Source organism: Clostridium pasteurianum DSM 525 = ATCC 6013, from assembly GCF_000807255.1.
GTDB lineage: Bacteria > Bacillota > Clostridia > Clostridiales > Clostridiaceae > Clostridium_I > Clostridium_I pasteurianum.
This window is the reverse complement of record NZ_CP009268.1, coordinates 4,226,228-4,246,060: the sequence shown is the minus strand read 5'-3', so window position 1 is coordinate 4,246,060 and position 19,833 is coordinate 4,226,228. Positions and strand designations below refer to the sequence as shown.

Genomic DNA, 19,833 nt, shown 5'->3' with positions numbered 1-19,833 from the left:
GCAATATTAAATTAAAGTTTTAAAAGCTTACTTTAATTAATCATTTTTTAATTCGCTCATACAATTTTTACAGATGTTTTTTCCTTTATAATTTGTAACATCTCTTGCATCTCCACAGAAAATACAAGCAGGTTGATATTTCTTTAAAATTATATGTTCGCCTTCCACATATATTTCTAGAGCATCTTTTTCTCCTATTTCTAATGTTCTTCTTAATTCTATAGGAATAACCACTCTACCTAGTTCATCTACTTTTCTTACAACTCCTGTTGATTTCATCACAAGATCCCCCTTAAATAACAAAAATCGACTTATTAACTAATTAAATGATATCAATCATTGCACATAAAGTCAAGCTGTTTTTTATGAAAAGTATAAATATATAATAAATAATTCAGAATTTCAAAAAGCTTATCGATTATTTTCGACAAATATATGAGAAATATAAATACATTATAGTATTTTAGTCGATAACATAGATAAAAATTTATTCACAATAGTGTTATAATGTAATATAGAGCTTATATATTGGAGGTATATATATGAAAGTAATAGACTTTCACTGTGATACTATTTCAAAACTTATGGATAATCCCCATACATCTAATTTAGGAAAAAATAATTTTAGTGTGGATATTCAAAAACTAAAAGGTGGTAATAATCTAGCACAGTTTTTTGCTCTATTTATAAATTCAAGACTTATTGATGATCCACTGGAATATTGCTTAGCTATGGTAGATAAGTTCTATACAGAATTAAAAGATAATGATGATTTAATAGGATTTGTAAAATCTTATGATGAATTAATTAATAATAACAATGAGAATAAGTTATCTGCATTTTTAACTATAGAGGGTGGAGAAACTTTAAATGGTAAGTTATGTAATTTGAGAAATTTTTATAGATTGGGAGTAAGGTTAATAACTTTAACTTGGAATTATCCAAATGAAATAGGATTTCCAAATTCAAAAAAAGAATATATGGAAAGAGGATTAACTAAATTTGGATATGAAGTGTTAGAAGAAATGAATAAACTTCATATGATTATTGATGTGTCACATCTTTCAGATAGGGGATTTTACGATGTAGCTGCAGCTTCTAAGAGACCATTTATTGCATCTCATTCTAATTCTAGATTTATAGCTAATCATCCAAGAAATTTAACTGATTCCATGATAAAAGAGTTATCAAATAGAGGTGGAATTATGGGAATAAATTTTTATAATAAATTTTTAGGTAAAAGTACTACTAGCAAAATAGATGATATTATTCTTCATATAAAACATATTTACAAAATTGGAGGAATAGATGTGATAGCATTAGGCAGTGATTTTGATGGAATAGATTGTGATGTTGAGATAAAAGATACATCAGAAATGTATAAGCTTGAGAATGAACTGAAAAAAAATGGTTTTAACGAAGATAGTATTGAAAAAATATTTTATAAAAATGCTTTAAGAATAATAAAAGATATATAATTCTAGGAAATGAATTCTATATAAAATACTACATATAAATATAATTTTATAAAATATATTCATATGTAGTATTTATTAATTATGTGGATCTTAGAAAATAAATTTGAAAAATTAAAAATTTATTGAAAAAGTACTTGATTATCGATAATAATTATTATATAATAATAAATGTTGGCGATGGCATTACCATTTACCTTAAATAAAAATTAAATAATAATATAAATAATAAAATTTTAGGAGGAATAATTTATTATGAAGAAATTTGTTTGTTCAGTCTGTGGATATGTATTTGAAGGAGAAGAAGCACCAGAAAAATGCCCTCAATGTGGTGCAGGAAAAGATAAATTTGTAGAAAAGACTGATGATAAAGAAGAATGGGCAGATGAACATAAAATTGGAGTTGCTGCTGGTGTAGATGCAGAAGTAGTAGAAGGATTAAGAGCTAATTTTACTGGTGAATGTACAGAAGTGGGAATGTACCTTGCTATGAGTCGTCAAGCAGATAGAGAAGGATATCCTGAAATAGCAGAAGCTTATAAAAGAATAGCTTTTGAAGAAGCAGAACACGCCTCTAAATTTGCAGAACTTCTTGGAGAAGTTGTAGGTGCTGATACTAAGAAAAATCTTGAAGTTAGAGTAGAAGCAGAATATGGTGCTTGCAAAGGTAAAAAGGAATTAGCAACTTTAGCTAAGAAACTTAATTACGATGCTATTCACGATACTGTTCATGAAATGTGTAAAGATGAAGCTCGTCACGGAAAAGCATTCAAAGGTTTATTAAATAGATATTTTAAATAAAATAAAAAACAAAATGGCTTTCTCAATAGGAGGAAGCCATTTTGCTTTTGTGTTTTAATACGAACTATATAATTTAAGCTTGTATTAATATTCGTCACTTGTATTGACTAGCTTCCATTGCTCTGATAATATGTTAAAGGGAGGGATACAAGTTGAAAACTAATTATGACATTGTTATAGTAGGAGCTGGTCCAGCAGGAATTTTTACTGCCCTCGAAATTGCAAAAATTAAACCAGAATTAAGTGTTTTAATAATTGATAGAGGAAGAAATATTGAAAAAAGAGTATGTCCTGCAAGAAAGACTGGTAAATGTATAAATTGTAATCCTTGTGGAATAACTTTTGGATGGTCAGGGGCAGGTGCTTTTTCTGACGGTAAATTATCTTTAAGTCCAGAAGTTGGAGGTCGAATTTTAGATTATTATTCACAGAAAGAATCACAGGACCTAATAAATTATTGTGATGATGTATATCTAAATTTTGGGGCTAATAAAATTGTTTATGGTTTAAACAATGAAAAAATAGATGAGATAAAATATGAAGCTAGTAAGCATAATATTCGCCTTGTTGAATGTCCTGTAAGACATTTAGGTACTGAGCTTGCATATGAAGTTCTAAAAAAAATGTACCTGTATCTCATAGAAGAAACTAATACTGAATTTCAAGAACTTACAGAGGCTGTAAATATAATAGCCGAAGATAATGAGATTAAGGGAATAGATATAAAAAACAAATCAGGAGAATTTAGAATTCAAACTAAAAATTTAGTGGTTGCTCCAGGTAGAGGTGGAGCTGAATGGATTACAAAGGAAGCGAAAAGATTAAGTATAAAAACCACCAATAATGAAGTGGATATAGGTGTTAGAGTAGAAGTGCCAAATTCAATTATGGATCATTTGACTAAAGATTTATATGAAGCAAAACTTGTTTATTATTCTGATACCTTTGATAATAAAGTTAGGACTTTTTGTATGAATCCTGGTGGAGTAGTATCTGAAGAACATTATGATCAGGGGATGGCAGTTGTGAATGGACATAGTTATGGAGAAAAAGAATTAAGAACAAATAATACTAACTTTGCTATGCTTGTTTCGACTACTTTTACAGAACCTTTTAATCAGCCAATAGATTATGGTCAATACATTGCAAAGCTTGGCAATATGTTGACTGGTGGAGGAATAATGGTTCAAAGGCTTGGCGACTTACTTATGGGAAGAAGAACAAATGAATCGAGACTTAAAAAATCAACAACTATACCAACTATGAAATCAGCAGTACCTGGTGATTTAAGTTTTGTACTTCCCCAAAGATATCTGACTTCGATAGTAGAAGCTTTAAAAGCTTTTGATAAAATTGCACCTGGTTTATATAGTAAGAATACACTTCTATATGGAATTGAAGTGAAATTTTATTCAAGTAAGATTGAAACAAATGAGAAATTTGAGACAGAAATAAAGAATTTATATACTATAGGTGATGGAGCTGGAATTACGAGAGGACTTATGCAAGCATCTGTAACTGGTGTTATAGTGGCTAGAAATATAGTAAAATCAAGTTAAATTTAATCCGAATGGAAAGTGAGGAATTATTATGTCAGCATTTATTGTTTTAGGAGCTCAGTGGGGTGATGAAGGTAAAGGTAAAATGACAGACTATCTTGCAGAGGAAGCAGATGTAGTTGTTAGATTTCAAGGCGGAAATAATGCAGGCCACACTGTTGAAGTAGGTGAAAAGCAGTATAAACTTCATCTTATACCATCAGGTATATTATATGAAGATAAGTTAAATGTAATAGGAAATGGAGTAGTTTTAGATCCTAAAGCTATGTTTCAAGAAATAGAATATCTTGAAGGTTTAGGAGTAAAGGTTACACCTGAAAAATTACTAATTAGTGATAGAGCACAGCTTATAATGCCTTACCATAGAAGTTTGGATGGGGCAAAAGAAAAAATAAGAGGTAAAAATGATATAGGCACTACGGGAAAGGGTATAGGACCTTGTTATACAGATAAGGCTGAGAGATGTGGAATAAGAGTATGTGATTTAATGCATAAGGATGTCTTTAAAGAAAAACTTAGAGAAAACATTTCTGATAAAAATACTGTTTTATCTAAAGCATATGGTATGGATACCTTTGATTTTGACACTATATATGACGAATACATAGGATATGCAGAGAAAATAAAAGCCTTTGTAGCTGATGCCTCTGTAAGAGTTTATAATGAAATAAAGCAAGGTAAAGATGTTCTGTTTGAAGGAGCTCAAGGAAATTTATTAGACATAGATTATGGAACATACCCATTTGTTACATCATCTAGTACAATTGCAGGAGGTGTATGTACTGGAGCTGGAATAGGACCTACTATGATTAATAGTGCTATAGGTATTGCTAAAGCATATACAACCAGAGTAGGAAAAGGACCTTTTCCTACAGAACTTTTTGATGAAATGGGAGAACACATAAGAGATAAAGGCCATGAGTATGGTGTAACTACAGGAAGGGCAAGAAGATGTGGATGGCTTGATGTTGTAATTTTAAAATCAGCAGCTAGAGTTTCAGGTCTTACAAGTTTTGCTGTAACTAAAATAGATACTTTAGCTGGAATAGATAAAGTAAAAGTATGCGTAGGATATGAGCTTAATGGAAATATTATAGACTATGTGCCAGCGAGCCTTGAGGATTTAGCTCTTTGTAAGCCAGTATATGAAGAATTTGATGGTTGGGATTCTAGTGTAGAGGCTGCAAGAACCTATGAGGATCTTCCTAGTAATGCCAAAATTTATCTTAAAAGGATAGAAGAACTAACAGATACAAAAGTTTCTATAGTTTCAGTTGGACCAAGAAGAGATCAGACTATTGTGGTTAGTGAGATATAATTGTATAATATTCATATATTATAGCTAAAAATAACAGAACATACTTTAACAGTTTATTAAATATGTTATAATATAAATACTAAATATTAAGAGAAGAGAGGTATAAATTATGGAAATTAATAAAGATACAACTATAGGTGAAGTAGTAAGAACTTATCCTGAAAAAGCACAAGTATTAATGAGCTTTGGTATGGGATGTATAGGATGTCCATCATCTCAAGGTGAAACATTAGAACAAGCTGCAGTAGTTCATGCATTAGATTTAGATGATTTATTAGCAGCATTAAACAAATAATTTATAAACATAAATTTTAGAAATTATGAGCGCTGGGTTTATTTTAAATTCAGTGCTTATTTTTAATTTTTACATATTGTATTCATTAATGACTATGGGGGAGAAATAATATGGGAAATAAAATATATGAAGAATATTATAAGGTTCATCATTATGAAGTAGATAGAAATGGAAGGGTTTTTATTGCAACTTTTATAAATTATTTTGAAGATTTAGCATTAAATCATTCAGAAAGTTTAGATATGGGAATAGATTATCTTTTGAAAAACAATATAGCTTGGGTTGTATATAAATGGGATATAAAAATATATAAATATGCTATGTTAGGGGAAAAATTGAGAGTAAGAACTTGGGCACATTCGGTAAGAACATTTTATGCTTACAGAAAATTTGATATTATAAACTCTTCGGGAGAAACCATCGCTCAGGCTAATTCACTATGGTTTATGATAAATATAAAGAGAAGAAGACCATGCAAAATTCAAGATGAAATAATTGAAAAATTTGGCCTTACTAAAAAGGATAGTAGTCCAATTGAATTTGAAAAATTAAAAGTTCCAATTAATATTACTGAGGAAAAAAATTTTGTTGTAAGATATAGTGATATAGACACAAATAAGCATGTAAATAATGTAAAATATGTTTCTTGGGCACTGGAGACAATTCCAAAAAATATAATTAACAATTATAAACTTAGTCAATTAAAAATAAATTATGACAAAGAAACTGCTTATGGAGAAGTTGTTAAAGCTTTAGGAGAAACAGTGGAAGTTGATAATGGATATATAATTTATACATCTCTTTTGAATTCTAATGGAGATAGATTAAATTTAGTTAAAACTACATGGATTAAAGAATAAATTATAGTTTGGTTTATTATGAAGGAGAGAAAAAATTTGAAACATGATATTATTATAGTTGGTGGCGGTGCATCTGGAATTATGGCAGCTATTACAGCTAAAGACTTAGGAAAAGATGTGGCTATTATAGAGAGAAATGATAGAATCGGTAAAAAGTTGCTTACTACAGGTAATGGTAGATGTAATATAAGTAATACATGTAAAGATTATTCCAGGTATCATAGTGATAATTATGGATTTTTCGAATATTGTTTGAAGAATTTTAGTTTTAAAGAGACAAAAACATTTTTTAATTCTATAGGACTACCTCTTACTGTATTAGAAGATGGCAAAGTTTATCCTATGTCTTTTCAAGCTTCATCTGTTTTAGATACTTTTAGAATGGCTATAGAGGAAAGAGAAATTCCAGTATATCTAAATAAAAAAGTTAAAGAAATTAATATGAAAAATTCTAAAATTAATATTTCTATATGTAATGAGGAGGATACATTTTGTTGTAATAGATTGATAGTGGCTACCGGAGGAAAGGCTGCCCCTAAAACAGGTTCTGACGGTAGTGGTTATTCTATTGCTGAATCTTTTGGTCATAATATAATTAATCCCATTCCAGCTTTAGTACAATTACACCTTAAATACAAAAACTTAAAGGCACTATCAGGGATAAAATTCAATGGATATTCTCATGTTTGGATTAATGATAAGAAAAAAAGAAGTGAATTTGGAGAGATTCTTTTCACTGATTATGGTATATCAGGTCCGCCTATACTACAAATAAGTGGTATTGCATCAAAAGCTCTTCAAGATGGAAAAAGCGTAGATATAACTATTGATATGTTACCTCAATATACAATGGATAATTTAATAGAATTTTTAGAAAATCATTGGGGAATGTTTAATTATAGAAGTGTTTTCAATTCATTGATTGGAATAATTAACAAAAAAATGATACCTATAATTTTAAAGGAAGCACAATTAGATAATATACATAAGCCTTGTATAGAATTAACTTGGCAAGAGAAAAAAAATATATATAGTTTACTTAAAAGCTGGAAGTTTAAAGTTAGTGGTACTAATTCCTTTAATAATGCACAGGTTACGGCAGGAGGAGTAGACACAAAATATTTAGGGATAGATACTCTTAGATCAAAAATTATAGATAATTTATATTTTTGTGGAGAAGTATTAGATGTAGACGGTGATTGTGGAGGATTTAACCTTCAATGGGCTTGGAGTTCAGGCTATATTGCAGGAAAAAGTGCAGCTTGTAATTTAAGCTAAATATTTTTAAGGATATTTATATGTATTTAGTTTATAATAGCATTGTGAAAGTATTTTATATTGCAATAATATAATTTTACCTTTATTAATTAGATATTATTGTAATGAGAAAGGGAGAATTAAGGATATGAATGCTAGTAATTTAATGAATTATAAAAATTGGGTAGTGATAGGAGATGTATTGAATAGCTCTAAATATGCTTATAAAATATTAAATAGATTAAAAAATGAAGGATATAATGTATCAGGTGTTAATCCTAAAATAAAATCGCAAGAAATATTTACATCTCTAAAAGATGTTAAATATAAAATAGATGTTATAGATTTATGTATAAATCCCAAGATGGGTATTAAAATATTAGAAGAAGCAAGTGAGTTAAATATAGATAAGATACTTATTCAACCAGGTGCAGAAAGTAAAGAGATACTAGATTATTGCAAATATAATAATGTTACTGCTATAGAGGGTTGTGCATTAGTTGAACTTCAGCATAAAAATTCCATATTATAATATTATTTTATATTATATAACAGCTAATAAAACTGTATAGATTTTTATATTTTATTTATATTGATTAGTTATTTTTTTATATTAGATTAAGGAGTTTATAAAAAGGGGGATGTATAATGTTAACTATTTATGCTGTATCAGACTCTATTGGTGAAACAGCAGAACAGGTAGCTAAAGCTGTTTCAAGTCAATTTAATGAACCTATTGAAATTAAGAGAATAACTTATATAAATAGGATACAAGATGTAGACGATTTCGTAAATGGTATTGAAGATGTAAAAAATAGTATAGTTATATCTACAATAATTTTAGTCGAAATTAGAGAATTTCTCATAGAAAGATGTATGAAATTAGGTATTCCAATAAATAATGTGTTAGCTCCTTCAATTAGTATAATATCAAGAATGTTAAAAAAAGTTCCTGAATATAAACCTGGTGCTGTCTGGGATATGAATTCTAGATATTATAAGAGAATCCAAGCTATAGAATTTGCAATTCAATGTGATGATAGTAAAGATAATAATGGTATAAAGAAGGCAGATGTAATTTTAATAGGATTATCTAGAACTTCTAAAACGGCCTTATGCATGTATTTGGCCAACAAAGGTATTAAAGCATTGAATATACCCTTAATGCCTGAAGTAGATGTTCCAAAGGAGCTGTATGAAATAAGCAGAAAAAAGATAATAGGCCTTACAATAGAAGCAACTCAGCTTATAGATATAAGAAGGCATAGATTGAATAAGTTTGGTGTTATTAATAAAAATATACAATATGCAAATGCAGAAAGAGTTCTTCAGGAATTAGAATTTGCAGATAATATTATGAGAAAATTAAATTGTAGAGTAATAGATGTAACAAAAAGGGCTATTGAAGATACTGCTTTAATTATTATGGAGTCCATCAAAAATATTTTGTGATATATGGAAAAATGTGTATTTAAATTTTTGTAGTTAAAAAAAATATAAAAAAAATAAAAATTTATGTTGACATTAGGTGTTTTTTTTTGTATCATATTTATTGTTAGGTCGCAAGAGCAGCATCAAAAAATTAATAAGGCCCCTTGGTCAAGCGGTTAAGACACCACCCTTTCACGGTGGTAACATGGGTTCAAGTCCCGTAGGGGTCACCATTTTGTGGGCGTTTAGCTCAGCTGGGAGAGCATCTGCCTTACAAGCAGAGGGTCACAGGTTCGAGCCCTGTAATGCCCACCACAAAATATGGCCTGGTAGCTCAGCTGGTTAGAGTGCTGGCCTGTCACGCCAGAGGTCGAGGGTTCGATCCCCTTCCAGGTCGCCATATTTTAGCTGGCATAGCTCAATTGGTAGAGCAACTGACTTGTAATCAGTAGGTTATGGGTTCAATTCCTATTGCCAGCACCATTATAAATTAATAAGGCCCCTTGGTCAAGCGGTTAAGACACCACCCTTTCACGGTGGTAACATGGGTTCAAGTCCCGTAGGGGTCACCATTTTGTGGGCGTTTAGCTCAGCTGGGAGAGCATCTGCCTTACAAGCAGAGGGTCACAGGTTCGAGCCCTGTAATGCCCACCACAAAATATGGCCTGGTAGCTCAGCTGGTTAGAGTGCTGGCCTGTCACGCCAGAGGTCGAGGGTTCGATCCCCTTCCAGGTCGCCATATTTTAAGCTGGCATAGCTCAATTGGTAGAGCAACTGACTTGTAATCAGTAGGTTATGGGTTCAATTCCTATTGCCAGCACCACTACTTTCTAGGTTAATATCTAGAAAGTTTTTGTTTTTTTGAAATTAATTTAATAATATCGAACTAGAAAAGTTTTTATGAAATAAATAGTATAAAATAATAATTTAGTAGGAGTAAAAACTCCCACTAAATACATTTAATAAATATTATTATGGGATTAAGTATAATATTTTCATATTAATAAATTTATTTTTGTTTCAAAAAATTGATTTTAACTCTTATATCTTCACCATAAAATTTGAATAGATTAAAATTACCAAATAACCTTGAAGTAATTCTTTCTGAATAAGTCCTTGAAAGCCTTTCTAAAGAATAGTTAGAAGAAATAAGCATTTTTTTATTCAATAATAATTTTTTATTTAAAAGATTAAATAATTCAGTAGATGAAAAATCAGTTATCTGCTCAGTACCTAAATCATCTAGTATTAATAAATCACAATTAAGAAGCAAGTCTTCCAAAGTAGAGTTATTTTCAAATTTAATTTTTTTAAGTTCCTGAATAATATCATCGGCAGTTCTATAAACTACTAAAAATCCTCTGTCCAATAAATCTTTTGCAATACAATTTGATAAAAAAGTTTTTCCGGTACCGGAATTACCATAAAAAAGTAAATTTGTATTTGAGGATGAAAAATTTTTTATATAATCCATAACAAAAGGAATTATTTTTTCTTCCATATTTTTTCTTGGACTTCTTGGTTCTTCACCTGTTCTAGTAGATGAATAGCAGTTAATATTAAAATTTTCAAAATTATTATTTTTTAATATTAAATTTAAATGTGAATCCTTATAATATAATTTAACAAGCTTTTGTTTATAACAAGTACATTTTTTAGAACCTATGTATCCGGTATCCTTACATTTATTACATAGGTAATGGCGAGAAACATAATCTATAGGATAACCATTGGCAGTTAGAAGTTCAGATTTTTTTATTCTAAGATCAGTAATTTTTTCTTTTAAATTTTTTAGGTTCTGTTCTCTATTTTTTACATCTTTAAAAGATATAACAGATAAATTTATACATAGGTTAGCTATCTGACGTTCTATATCTAATACTTCTGGAATCTTTTGTGAAATTTCCAATCTTCTTTTTTTTAGTGCAGTATCTTCAATTTCTTGTATATGAGAATACATTTTAGTTACTTCTTCTTTATAACCTTTAATCATTTTTATCCCATCCTAATAATTTCTTTTCAAGTTCATCATAATCATAGGACCTTTGCTCATAATTGTTGAAATTAGTTTTAGGACCTGTATTTAAATTTGAAGATGATTTTTTAAATTTAGCTTTTTTAAAGTCTTTAGTATCTATATCCTTGATAGTTTTAATTCCTTCTTTGAACCAATTAGTTAGAATAGCATCTATATACTTAAAATCAGCTTTATTTATTCGAGAAAAAGTAATATCACAGGCTCTATAGATAACTTCTAGAGAAAACTTATAAGAATTTATCCATTTTTCTAATAGCTGTTGCTGTGGTTTCATAATTTCTGCGTCTTTAATACCAAGATAGGATAATATTTTCCTTATTTTTATCCATTTATCTTCATGTTTTTTTATGTAAATCTGTGCATTTTCTATAGTATTAATTTTAGCATCATGCCAGGATATAGCAATTCTTTCTATATATCTGTAATCAGTTTTATTTTTAGAGGTACAGTATTCAATAAGTAAGAGAATTAATTCTGGTGGAAAATTAAAATCGTTTATCCAGCTTATATACATTTTCATTTCTTTACTGGAAAGTGGTCTAGCAACAAGATTTTCTATATCCTGAAGCATATCTTTAGTAGAGGTATTATTTAATTCTTTTAATAGGTCTATATTTTCATTGTTATCTGAAATTTGATCATCTAAATCTAAAAAGGCTATATTAAAATTTCCTAAATTATCTATAGGAATGAGTTTTACTACCCCTTCATCATTCCAGTAGTTCCATGCATTCATTACATCTGTTTCAAGAAGACTCAGAGTACCTGCAAACATTGCAGAATTTATACCTGGTTCTCCAGACATACAATACTTTATTCCTAAAAGGTATACTTTTACATATTCACCTCTTGCTTTAGGCATGTACTTATCTATAAATATATTACTTATAGGAGTATAGCTGTTTGCTTTATTTTTAAACATGAAAGTACTCACAATATCACCGCCTTTCAAAATAATTATACAATATATAGTATTATTTATATTTATTATAACAAAATATTGAATTAAAATTAAGGTTAAACATGAAAATCTATTATTTAAGCACATAGTAGATTTCTTGAATAAGAATAATATTTAATTTGTCCATTAATCTAATAAAATCATTGATGATGATTAATTTTTTCTTAAAAAAATGCTTATAAACAAATCCAGTAATACCGATTCCTACTTGACTAATATAGGTTGATTATAAATTGAGTTTTTAATATTAAATATGTATTTTGTTAGTATTTTAATATTAAATATGTATTTTGTTAGTATTTTAATATTAAAAAATTATGCTGTTAAATCAATAATATTATAATATAAAATTAAAATCAATAATAAAAAAATTTATAAATATTTCCATTAATGAAAAGCTGGTAACATAAAAATTTATTTTAATATTATCTATTTACAATACAATGTGCTATTTTGCAGTTAAAGATAAATAATATATTGGGATATTATATTTTTTTAATATGTGTCAATAATATGTTAATGCGAGAGGAGAGATGATTTTGATATTAACAAGTAAGCATAGAATTATAAAAGTAGTAATATTAGTGATAGCTACTATTAGCTTTTGTATATTTACTTATTATAGGACTATGGCTTTGGAAAATGCAGAAAAAGCTTCAATTGATAAAGAAAAAAAAGTAGAATATTCGTCTTCTGAAAAAAATAATAGTATAAAAAAGGTAAATAAAAATGAAGAAAGTAAAATAAATGAAAAAGAAAAGGAGACTTCTGGTATTAAGAATAATGATAACAATTCTCAGGGTAAAACCAAAAATAAAGAGGTATCTATAAAGGATAAGGAAGCCGAAGTTGTTAATCAGAACTTAGCAATTCTTGCCTTGCCAGCTAATGGTAGAATAAGTTCTTTTTTTGGGTATAGAAAGGTGAAACTTAATGATGGTACTATTGAAGCAGGTATTCATAAAGGCATAGACATAGCTGTACCTTTAGGAACTAAAATAGGGGCTGCTATGAAAGGCCAAGTGGAATTTGCAGGAGTACAAGAGGGTTATGGAAATGTAATAATATTAAAACATTTAGGAGGATTAGAAACTGTTTATGGTCATTGCAGTAAGATTGAAGTGAAGAATGGAGATATAGTAAGCACTGGCAATGAAATAGGGAAGGCTGGAAGTACTGGCAGAAGCACAGGTCCGCATATACACTTTGAAGTTCGATATAATGGTACAGCAGTGGATCCTTTGAAATATCTAAATAATAATAGTGTCTATAATAAATAATTATTCATGTTTTAAAATACAAATCTTTTAAGTTTATATTTTTATATATTTTATTTACAAAGATTAGATAGTTAATATATTTTTAATTCCATATATTTATAAAATTAATTAGGAGTAGAATAATGTAAATATATTTATGATATAATTATAGAAAATATTTATATAAAGTATATAAATTTAAAATGATGGGGTGAAAAAAATGAAAGCTGAAATTCTATCTGTTGGAACAGAATTACTTCTTGGAGATATATTAAATACTAATGCTCAATATATTTCTAGGGAATTAGCAAATTTTGGTATTAATGTTTATTATCAGACTGTAGTTGGAGATAATCCAGAAAGACTAAAAAATGCATATAATTTTGCACTTAATAGAGCTGATATTGTAATTACAACCGGAGGACTTGGACCTACAAAAGATGATTTGACAAAGGAAATAGCAGCAGAATATTTTAATAAAAAACTAGTTTTAGATAATAAGTCATTGCAGGAAATAATTACGTTTTTTAAGAAGATAAATAGAGAAATCAGTGAAAATAATAAAAAACAAGCATATTTTCCAGAAGGAAGTATTATTATAGAAAATAATAATGGAACTGCGCCAGGATGTATTATAGAGGAAAATAATAAAATAGCCATATTACTCCCAGGACCACCAAAGGAAATGATACCAATGTTAAATGAAACAGTTATTCCCTATTTAAAAAAATTCCATGAGGGAACTCTTGTATCAAAGGTATTAAGGATAACTGGCATAGGAGAAAGCAGTGTTGATAATTTAATAGGTCATATAATAGATAATCAGACAAATCCAACAGTAGCACCTTATGCCAAAGATAATGAGGTTATATTAAGACTTACAGCTAAAACTAACAATGAAGAAGAAGCATATAGAATAATTGAACCAGTTGAAAGACAAATAAGAAACAAATTAGGTGATATAAATGTTTATGGTGTAGAAAACCAAACTATAGAAGGTGTAGTTGCTAAATTGCTTATAGAAAATAAGCTTACTATATCTACAGCAGAATCTTGTACTGGAGGTCTTTTAGCTGGACAATTAATTAATTATCCTGGAATATCTTCGGCATTTTTAGAGGGTGCAGTAACTTATAGCAATAAAGCTAAGATAAATAGGTTAAAAGTTAAAGAAGATACTTTAATTAAATTTGGTGCTGTAAGCAGTGAGTGTGCAGCAGAAATGGCAGAAGGTATAGCTAAAGAATCAGGTACAAATATAGGGGTTTCTACCACAGGCATAGCAGGGCCTGATGGTGGTACTGATGAAAAACCAGTAGGACTTGTTTATGTTGGAATTTACATAAATGGTATTGTAAAAACTAAGAAATTAAATTTAGTTGGTAATAGACAAAAAATTAGAGATAGAGCCGTAGCTTATACTTTGGATTGGATTAGAAGAGAATTAATAAAATATTTAAAAGAAGGTAATAATTAAATTTTAATAAAGATAATAATTAAAATTTAATATATGTAGTAATTTGCGTTAATGTTTGTTCACATAGTATAACTTTACAAATATAGAATAAACACAAGGATTAATTTCATATATTTGTATGAATAAGTTTGCTTGGAGGAATTTTTTATGCCTTGTCCTAATATGCAGTTATGTCCATTTATTAATAATACCAATGACAAAAATGAAAATTTTCAAAAAGATATTATAAAATATAAGGAAGAATTTTGTAATAATAATTATAAAAAATGTGCCAGATTTATTCTCGGAAATGTAACTGGAGAAGTTCCAGATGATTTGGCACCTGATAATATAAAAACGGCTGAGAAACTTATGAAAAGATAATTTTATAATAATTATTATAAATAATAGTAAATTAATAAGCATAAATGCATAGATTATTAAATTTTATGGCAATATTATCGATGATTGTGAATTAAAGATAGTATTGCCAATTTTTATGGATGATATAGATTAAATAACGTTAGATATACAACTTGAAATATAAATTTAGATCTTTTATATTAAGTTACTTAGGCTATTTATGAGTATCAACATTTAATTATGAATTTGGATATCTATAGATAAATATTTATTATGATATAATACTTATGAGAATGTAATTAAAAACTAATTAATTTCCTGTATGAAGAATATTTAGAAATAAATAAAAATAATATTTGATTTAACTGGAAAACATACAATTGTAAAAACAAATTTTAACATTTTTTCTTGACGAAATAGGACTTTTTATATATACTTTGATTATCAAAATGTATACTTATAATATTAATATTTAACTATATAGAAAAGGAAGAGATACGTATGAAATTGCCTCCTTTAATAATAGGAGATTTAAAATCTGACATACCGGTTGTTCAAGGTGGAATGGGTGTTGGTATATCAGGTTCTAGCTTGGCGGGTACTGTTGCTAGTTACGGTGCTGTAGGTATTATATCTGGAGTTCAAATTGGTTATAAAGAACCAGATTTTGAAACTAATACAGTTGAAGCCAATATTAGAGCTCTAAGGAAGGAAATACACAAAGCTAGAGAAATCAGCCCTACAGGAATAATAGGATTAAACCTCATGGTTGCAATAAGTTGTTATGATGAACTTGCTAAAGTTGCAGTAGAAGAAAAAATAGATTTAATAATATCTGGAGCGGGTCTTCCAATAACATTACCTGGTCTTGTAGAAGGTTCAAGTACTAAAATTGCACCTGTAGTTTCATCGGCAAAGGCTGCAAAGGTTATCTGTAAAATGTGGGACAGAAAACATGATAGAATACCTGATTTAGTGGTTGTTGAAGGTCCAAATGCAGGAGGACATCTTGGATTTTCTATGGAAGAACTTACTGGGGATAATAGGAAAAATTTAGAAAATATAGTAATATCTGTTATAGAAGCTGTGAAGCCCTTTGAAAAAAAGTATGGCAGGAAAATACCAGTTATTTGTGCTGGGGGGATCTATTCAGGAAAAGATATTGCAAAATATATAAAGTTAGGTGCAGCCGGAGTTCAAATTGCCACTAGATTTATAGCTACAGAGGAATGCGATGCACATATAAAATATAAACAGGCCTTTATAGATTGTAAAAAGGAAGATATAGAAATTGTAGTTAGTCCAGTGGGAATGCCTGGAAGAGCTATTAGAAATTCCTTTATTGAAAAAATAAAAAAACAAAATGAGCCAATAACAAAGTGTTACAATTGTCTAAAACCTTGTAATCCTAAAAATACCCCCTATTGTATATCAAAGGCGCTTATAAATGCTGTAAAGGGTGATATTGATAATGGTTTATTATTTACAGGAAGCAATGCATACAAAATAGATAAAATTGTTACAGTTAAAGAAATTTTAGATGAACTTGTAACTGAAGCAGAAAAATATTTAGAATAGTTTAATTGCAGCTTAGTACAGATGTAAATATAGGTAAGGGCTAACAAGGAGTGGTTATGTGAATAATGTTAAGATAATAGGAACTGGAAGTTATGCACCTGATAGAATAATAAAAAATATAGATCTTTCAAAGATAGTTGATACAAATGATGAATGGATTTCTACGAGAACGGGAATAAAAGAAAGAAGAATAACTGAGGGAGAAAATACATCTTTTCTATCAACAAAAGCAGCATTACAGGCTATAAAAAATGCTGATATAGATCCTTTAGATATTGATTTAATAGTTGTGGGAACTGCTTCACCAGATAGCTTTATACCATCAACAGCATGTTTAGTTCAAGCGGAAATAGGAGCAGAAAATGCAACTTGTTTTGATATATCAGCTGCCTGTACGGGATTTGTTTATGCATTGAATATAGGAACTCAATTTATAAAAACTGGTCAATGTAAGACGGCGCTGGTAATTGGAGCTGAAGTACTCTCGAAGATTGTGGATTGGTCCGATAGAAGTACATGTGTTTTATTTGGTGATGGTGCTGGAGCGGCTATACTTCAAAAGTCTGAAGATAATGGAATATTATCTATATACACAGGATCTGATGGAAGAAATGCAGCTAAGCTTTTGGGATGTTCAGCAGTCCCCGTAAATAATCCTTTTATTAATACAATAAATGAGCAAAATAGTTTAGTTACCATGAGTGGTAAGGACATATTTAGATTTGGTACTAAAATTGTGCCTAAATGTATAGAGGAAGTTTTAAAAAATCAAGATTGTAAGGTCCAAGATATTAAATATATTGTACCTCATCAAGCTAATATGCGAATTATAGATTCAGCAGCTAAACGATTAGATATAGATAGTAATAAATTCTATATTAATCTAGATAAATATGGGAATACTTCTGCCGCAAGTATTCCAATTGCTCTTGATGAAATGAATAAAGATGGATTACTAAAAAAGGGTGATAAAATTATTTTGGTAGGCTTCGGCGGAGGTTTAACTTTTGGATCAGCACTTATAGAATGGATGATTAATTAAAAAAGACAAAATTATTGAGGTCAGGTACAGAGATTACATATTTATTGAGAATAATCAATTTAAATTTTGATCTTTATATCTGACCTACTATTAGTGTAACCTATATAAAATATTTAAAGAGGTTATTAGACAAATAAAAATTGGTATTATAAATAAAAATAATTTTTTATTGTAAATTATTTTTTAAGATATTTAATAATGAGGAGGATATCATGATTAAATCCGTATTTTGTGAAATGGTAGACATAGAGTATCCTATTATTCAGGGTGCTATGGCATGGATTGCAGATAGTTCGTTAGCAGCGGCAGTGTCAAATGCTGGAGGCTTGGGTATTATTGCAGGAGCTAACGCACCTGTAGATTACATAAGAGATGAGATTAGAAAAACTAAGAAACTTACAGATAAACCTTTTGGAGTTAATATAATGCTATTAAGTGAAAATGCTGAAGCACTTGCTAAGTTGGTTTGTGAAGAAGGTGTTAAAGTTGTAACTACAGGAGCAGGAAATCCTGGTAAGTATATTGATATGTGGAAGTCTTACGGAATAAAAGTTATACCTGTGGTAGCTTCTGTTGCACTTGCTAAGAGAATGGAAAGAAGCGGAGTAGATGCTGTTATAGCTGAAGGATGCGAATCTGGAGGACATGTTGGAGAACTTACTACCATGACATTGGTACCACAGGTAGTGGATGCTGTTAATATTCCAGTAATTGCAGCTGGTGGTGTTGGTGATGGAAGAGGTGTTGCAGCTGCATTTATGCTTGGTGCTGTAGGCGTTCAAGTTGGAACGAGATTTTTAGTAGCTAATGAATGTACAGTACATGAAAATTATAAAGAAAAGGTTATAAAAGCAAAGGATATCGATTCAGTGGTTACAGGAAGACCTACTGGACATCCTGTAAGGGTTCTGCGTAATAAGCTTACTAGACAATTTCAAATTCTTGAAAAGGAAAGAGCAGAAATTGAAAAATATGAAGAATTAGGGAGAGGTGCTTTGCCTAAGGCAGTTAAGGAGGGCGATGTAAATATGGGTTCTATTATGGCTGGGCAGATAGCAGGGCTCGTTTGCAAAAAGCAGGATTGTAAAGATATAATAAAAGAGATGTTTTTAGAAGCAGATAAAACACTTGAAAAGATTAAAACTTTATAATTTAGATCATTAATATAAACATTTTAAAGGATGGAGAAATAATATTATGGGAAAAGTAGCATTTTTGTTTTCTGGTCAGGGTGCACAATATGTAGGTATGGGAAAAGAACTTTATGATAATTTTCAAGAAAGTAAAAATATATTTGACAAGGCTGATGAGGCATTAGGTTTTAAAATAAGTGAGATTTGTTTTCAAGGTAGTAAAGAAGAATTAGATAAAACTGAAAATACGCAGCCAGCTATTTTAACTACTAGTATAGCTGCTCTCAAAGCTTTAGAAAGTAAAGGAATAAATGCCGATGTTGCAGCAGGATTAAGTCTTGGTGAATATTCAGCCCTTGTTTATAGCGGAGTATTTGACTTTCAAGAGGCAGTAAAGCTTGTAAAGAAAAGAGGTAAGTATATGCAAGAAGCTGTACCTCAGGGAAAAGGTGCTATGGCTGCTGTTTTAGGACTTGACAGTGATAAAGTTAGAGAAGTTTGCAAAGATGCAAGTGATAAAGGTATAGTGGAACCAGCTAATTTTAATTGCCCAGGTCAAATTGCTATTGCTGGAGAAGTAGCAGCAGTAGAATCAGCGGCAGAATTTGCCAAAAAAGCAGGTGCAAGAAAAGTAGTAATGCTTCAGGTAAGTGGACCTTTTCATACATCTATGCTAAAGCCAGCATCAGATAAACTAGCATTAGAACTTGAAAATATATCTGTAAATAAACTAAAGCTTCCTGTAATAACTAATGTTACAGGTAACTACATTAAAGAAGAAAAAGATATTAAGGAATTATTGAGAAGACAGGTTATGAGTTCTGTACTTTGGGAGGATACTATAAATAGAATGATAGATGACGGAGTAGATAAATTTATAGAGATTGGACCTGGAAAAGTACTTACTGGATTTGTAAAAAAAATAAACCGAAAACTTAAAACTTTTAACATAGAAGATTTAAATAGTTTAAATAAGTGTATAGAAAACATTGCAGAATAGGAGGGGA

19 protein-coding genes and 8 tRNA genes are annotated in these 19,833 nt (G+C 29.4%); 24 read left to right on the top strand and 3 right to left on the bottom strand.

Translation table 11 applies throughout. The annotated features are described in order from the left end of the window. Positions 1-36: 36 nt before the first annotated feature. Positions 37-279 (bottom strand): AbrB/MazE/SpoVT family DNA-binding domain-containing protein, encoded by a 243-nt coding sequence (locus tag CLPA_RS19405; protein ID WP_003445043.1) that lies wholly within the window; start codon positions 277-279, stop codon positions 37-39. A 263-nt stretch (positions 280-542) separates the two neighbouring features. Here CLPA_RS19405 and CLPA_RS19400 point away from each other — a divergent pair, with 263 nt between their 5' ends. The 17 genes from CLPA_RS19400 (at position 543) to CLPA_RS19320 (ending at position 9,819) form a co-directional block, all read left to right on the top strand. Then, positions 543-1,478 (top strand): dipeptidase, encoded by a 936-nt coding sequence (locus CLPA_RS19400; RefSeq protein ID WP_003445044.1) that lies wholly within the window; start codon positions 543-545, stop codon positions 1,476-1,478. A gap of 252 nt (positions 1,479-1,730) precedes the next feature. Then, positions 1,731-2,276, top strand: a complete 546-nt coding sequence (locus tag CLPA_RS19395; protein WP_003445045.1) for an NADH peroxidase — start codon at positions 1,731-1,733, stop codon at positions 2,274-2,276. Between the two features lie 152 nt (positions 2,277-2,428). Next, complete coding sequence (locus tag CLPA_RS19390) at positions 2,429-3,835, top strand: NAD(P)/FAD-dependent oxidoreductase (protein WP_003445052.1); 1,407 nt, start codon at positions 2,429-2,431, stop codon at positions 3,833-3,835. Positions 3,836-3,866: 31 nt separating this feature from the next. After that, entirely contained in the window at positions 3,867-5,153 is a 1,287-nt protein-coding gene (locus CLPA_RS19385) for an adenylosuccinate synthase (protein WP_003445054.1), read from the top strand. Between the two features lie 109 nt (positions 5,154-5,262). Next, entirely contained in the window at positions 5,263-5,448 is a 186-nt protein-coding gene (locus tag CLPA_RS19380; RefSeq protein WP_003445055.1) for a DUF1858 domain-containing protein, read from the top strand. A gap of 110 nt (positions 5,449-5,558) precedes the next feature. Beyond that, a complete protein-coding gene (locus CLPA_RS19375) occupies positions 5,559-6,308 on the top strand; it encodes an acyl-[acyl-carrier-protein] thioesterase (RefSeq protein ID WP_003445059.1) in 750 nt (249 codons plus the stop codon). Positions 6,309-6,344: 36 nt separating this feature from the next. Further along, positions 6,345-7,586 carry a BaiN/RdsA family NAD(P)/FAD-dependent oxidoreductase gene (locus tag CLPA_RS19370; protein ID WP_003445060.1) on the top strand — a complete coding sequence of 414 codons (1,242 nt, stop codon included), beginning with the start codon at positions 6,345-6,347 and terminating at the stop codon, positions 7,584-7,586. Positions 7,587-7,713: 127 nt separating this feature from the next. Then, positions 7,714-8,097, top strand: coding sequence for a CoA-binding protein (locus CLPA_RS19365; protein WP_003445061.1), 384 nt, complete (start codon positions 7,714-7,716; stop codon positions 8,095-8,097). A gap of 116 nt (positions 8,098-8,213) precedes the next feature. Further along, positions 8,214-9,017, top strand: coding sequence for a pyruvate, water dikinase regulatory protein (locus CLPA_RS19360; protein WP_003445062.1), 804 nt, complete (start codon positions 8,214-8,216; stop codon positions 9,015-9,017). Positions 9,018-9,154: 137 nt separating this feature from the next. Next, positions 9,155-9,229 (top strand) — tRNA-Glu (locus CLPA_RS19355). A 6-nt stretch (positions 9,230-9,235) separates the two neighbouring features. Further along, a tRNA-Val gene (locus tag CLPA_RS19350) sits at positions 9,236-9,311 on the top strand. Positions 9,312-9,319: 8 nt separating this feature from the next. Beyond that, positions 9,320-9,396 (top strand) — tRNA-Asp (locus tag CLPA_RS19345). A 7-nt stretch (positions 9,397-9,403) separates the two neighbouring features. Then, a tRNA-Thr gene (locus tag CLPA_RS19340) sits at positions 9,404-9,479 on the top strand. Between the two features lie 14 nt (positions 9,480-9,493). Then, positions 9,494-9,568: transfer RNA gene (locus tag CLPA_RS19335), tRNA-Glu, on the top strand. A 6-nt stretch (positions 9,569-9,574) separates the two neighbouring features. Beyond that, positions 9,575-9,650: transfer RNA gene (locus CLPA_RS19330), tRNA-Val, on the top strand. Between the two features lie 8 nt (positions 9,651-9,658). Further along, positions 9,659-9,735, top strand: a tRNA-Asp gene (locus CLPA_RS19325). A gap of 8 nt (positions 9,736-9,743) precedes the next feature. Then, positions 9,744-9,819: transfer RNA gene (locus CLPA_RS19320), tRNA-Thr, on the top strand. A gap of 186 nt (positions 9,820-10,005) precedes the next feature. Here CLPA_RS19320 and CLPA_RS19315 read toward each other — a convergent pair. Together CLPA_RS19315 and CLPA_RS19310 are read right to left on the bottom strand one after the other, a co-directional pair. Further along, on the bottom strand, positions 10,006-10,989 hold the full coding sequence (locus CLPA_RS19315; protein WP_003445063.1) for an ATP-binding protein: 984 nt from the start codon (positions 10,987-10,989) through the stop codon (positions 10,006-10,008). Next, positions 10,982-11,968, bottom strand: a complete 987-nt coding sequence (locus tag CLPA_RS19310; RefSeq protein ID WP_003445064.1) for a DnaD domain-containing protein — start codon at positions 11,966-11,968, stop codon at positions 10,982-10,984. The genes CLPA_RS19315 and CLPA_RS19310 overlap by 8 nt, the downstream gene beginning before the upstream one ends. Positions 11,969-12,534: 566 nt before the next feature. On the opposite strand from CLPA_RS19310, the gene CLPA_RS19305 reads away from it, so the two are divergent. The 7 genes from CLPA_RS19305 (at position 12,535) to fabD (ending at position 19,826) form a co-directional block, all read left to right on the top strand. After that, positions 12,535-13,275: a M23 family metallopeptidase gene (locus CLPA_RS19305; protein ID WP_003445065.1), complete on the top strand. Its 741-nt coding sequence runs from the start codon at positions 12,535-12,537 to the stop codon at positions 13,273-13,275. Between the two features lie 199 nt (positions 13,276-13,474). Then, entirely contained in the window at positions 13,475-14,731 is a 1,257-nt protein-coding gene (locus tag CLPA_RS19300) for a competence/damage-inducible protein A (RefSeq protein WP_003445066.1), read from the top strand. A 147-nt stretch (positions 14,732-14,878) separates the two neighbouring features. Continuing rightward, on the top strand, positions 14,879-15,094 hold the full coding sequence (locus CLPA_RS19295) for a hypothetical protein (protein ID WP_003445068.1): 216 nt from the start codon (positions 14,879-14,881) through the stop codon (positions 15,092-15,094). Positions 15,095-15,574: 480 nt separating this feature from the next. Beyond that, on the top strand, positions 15,575-16,651 hold the full coding sequence (locus tag CLPA_RS19290; protein WP_003445070.1) for an NAD(P)H-dependent flavin oxidoreductase: 1,077 nt from the start codon (positions 15,575-15,577) through the stop codon (positions 16,649-16,651). 58 nt (positions 16,652-16,709) lie between these two features. Beyond that, complete coding sequence (locus CLPA_RS19285; RefSeq protein WP_003445072.1) at positions 16,710-17,693, top strand: beta-ketoacyl-ACP synthase III; 984 nt, start codon at positions 16,710-16,712, stop codon at positions 17,691-17,693. Positions 17,694-17,905: 212 nt separating this feature from the next. Next, positions 17,906-18,844, top strand: coding sequence for an enoyl-[acyl-carrier-protein] reductase FabK (gene fabK, locus CLPA_RS19280; protein WP_003445074.1), 939 nt, complete (start codon positions 17,906-17,908; stop codon positions 18,842-18,844). A gap of 46 nt (positions 18,845-18,890) precedes the next feature. Further along, positions 18,891-19,826: an ACP S-malonyltransferase gene (fabD, locus tag CLPA_RS19275; RefSeq protein ID WP_003445076.1), complete on the top strand. Its 936-nt coding sequence runs from the start codon at positions 18,891-18,893 to the stop codon at positions 19,824-19,826. Positions 19,827-19,833 lie beyond the last annotated feature (7 nt).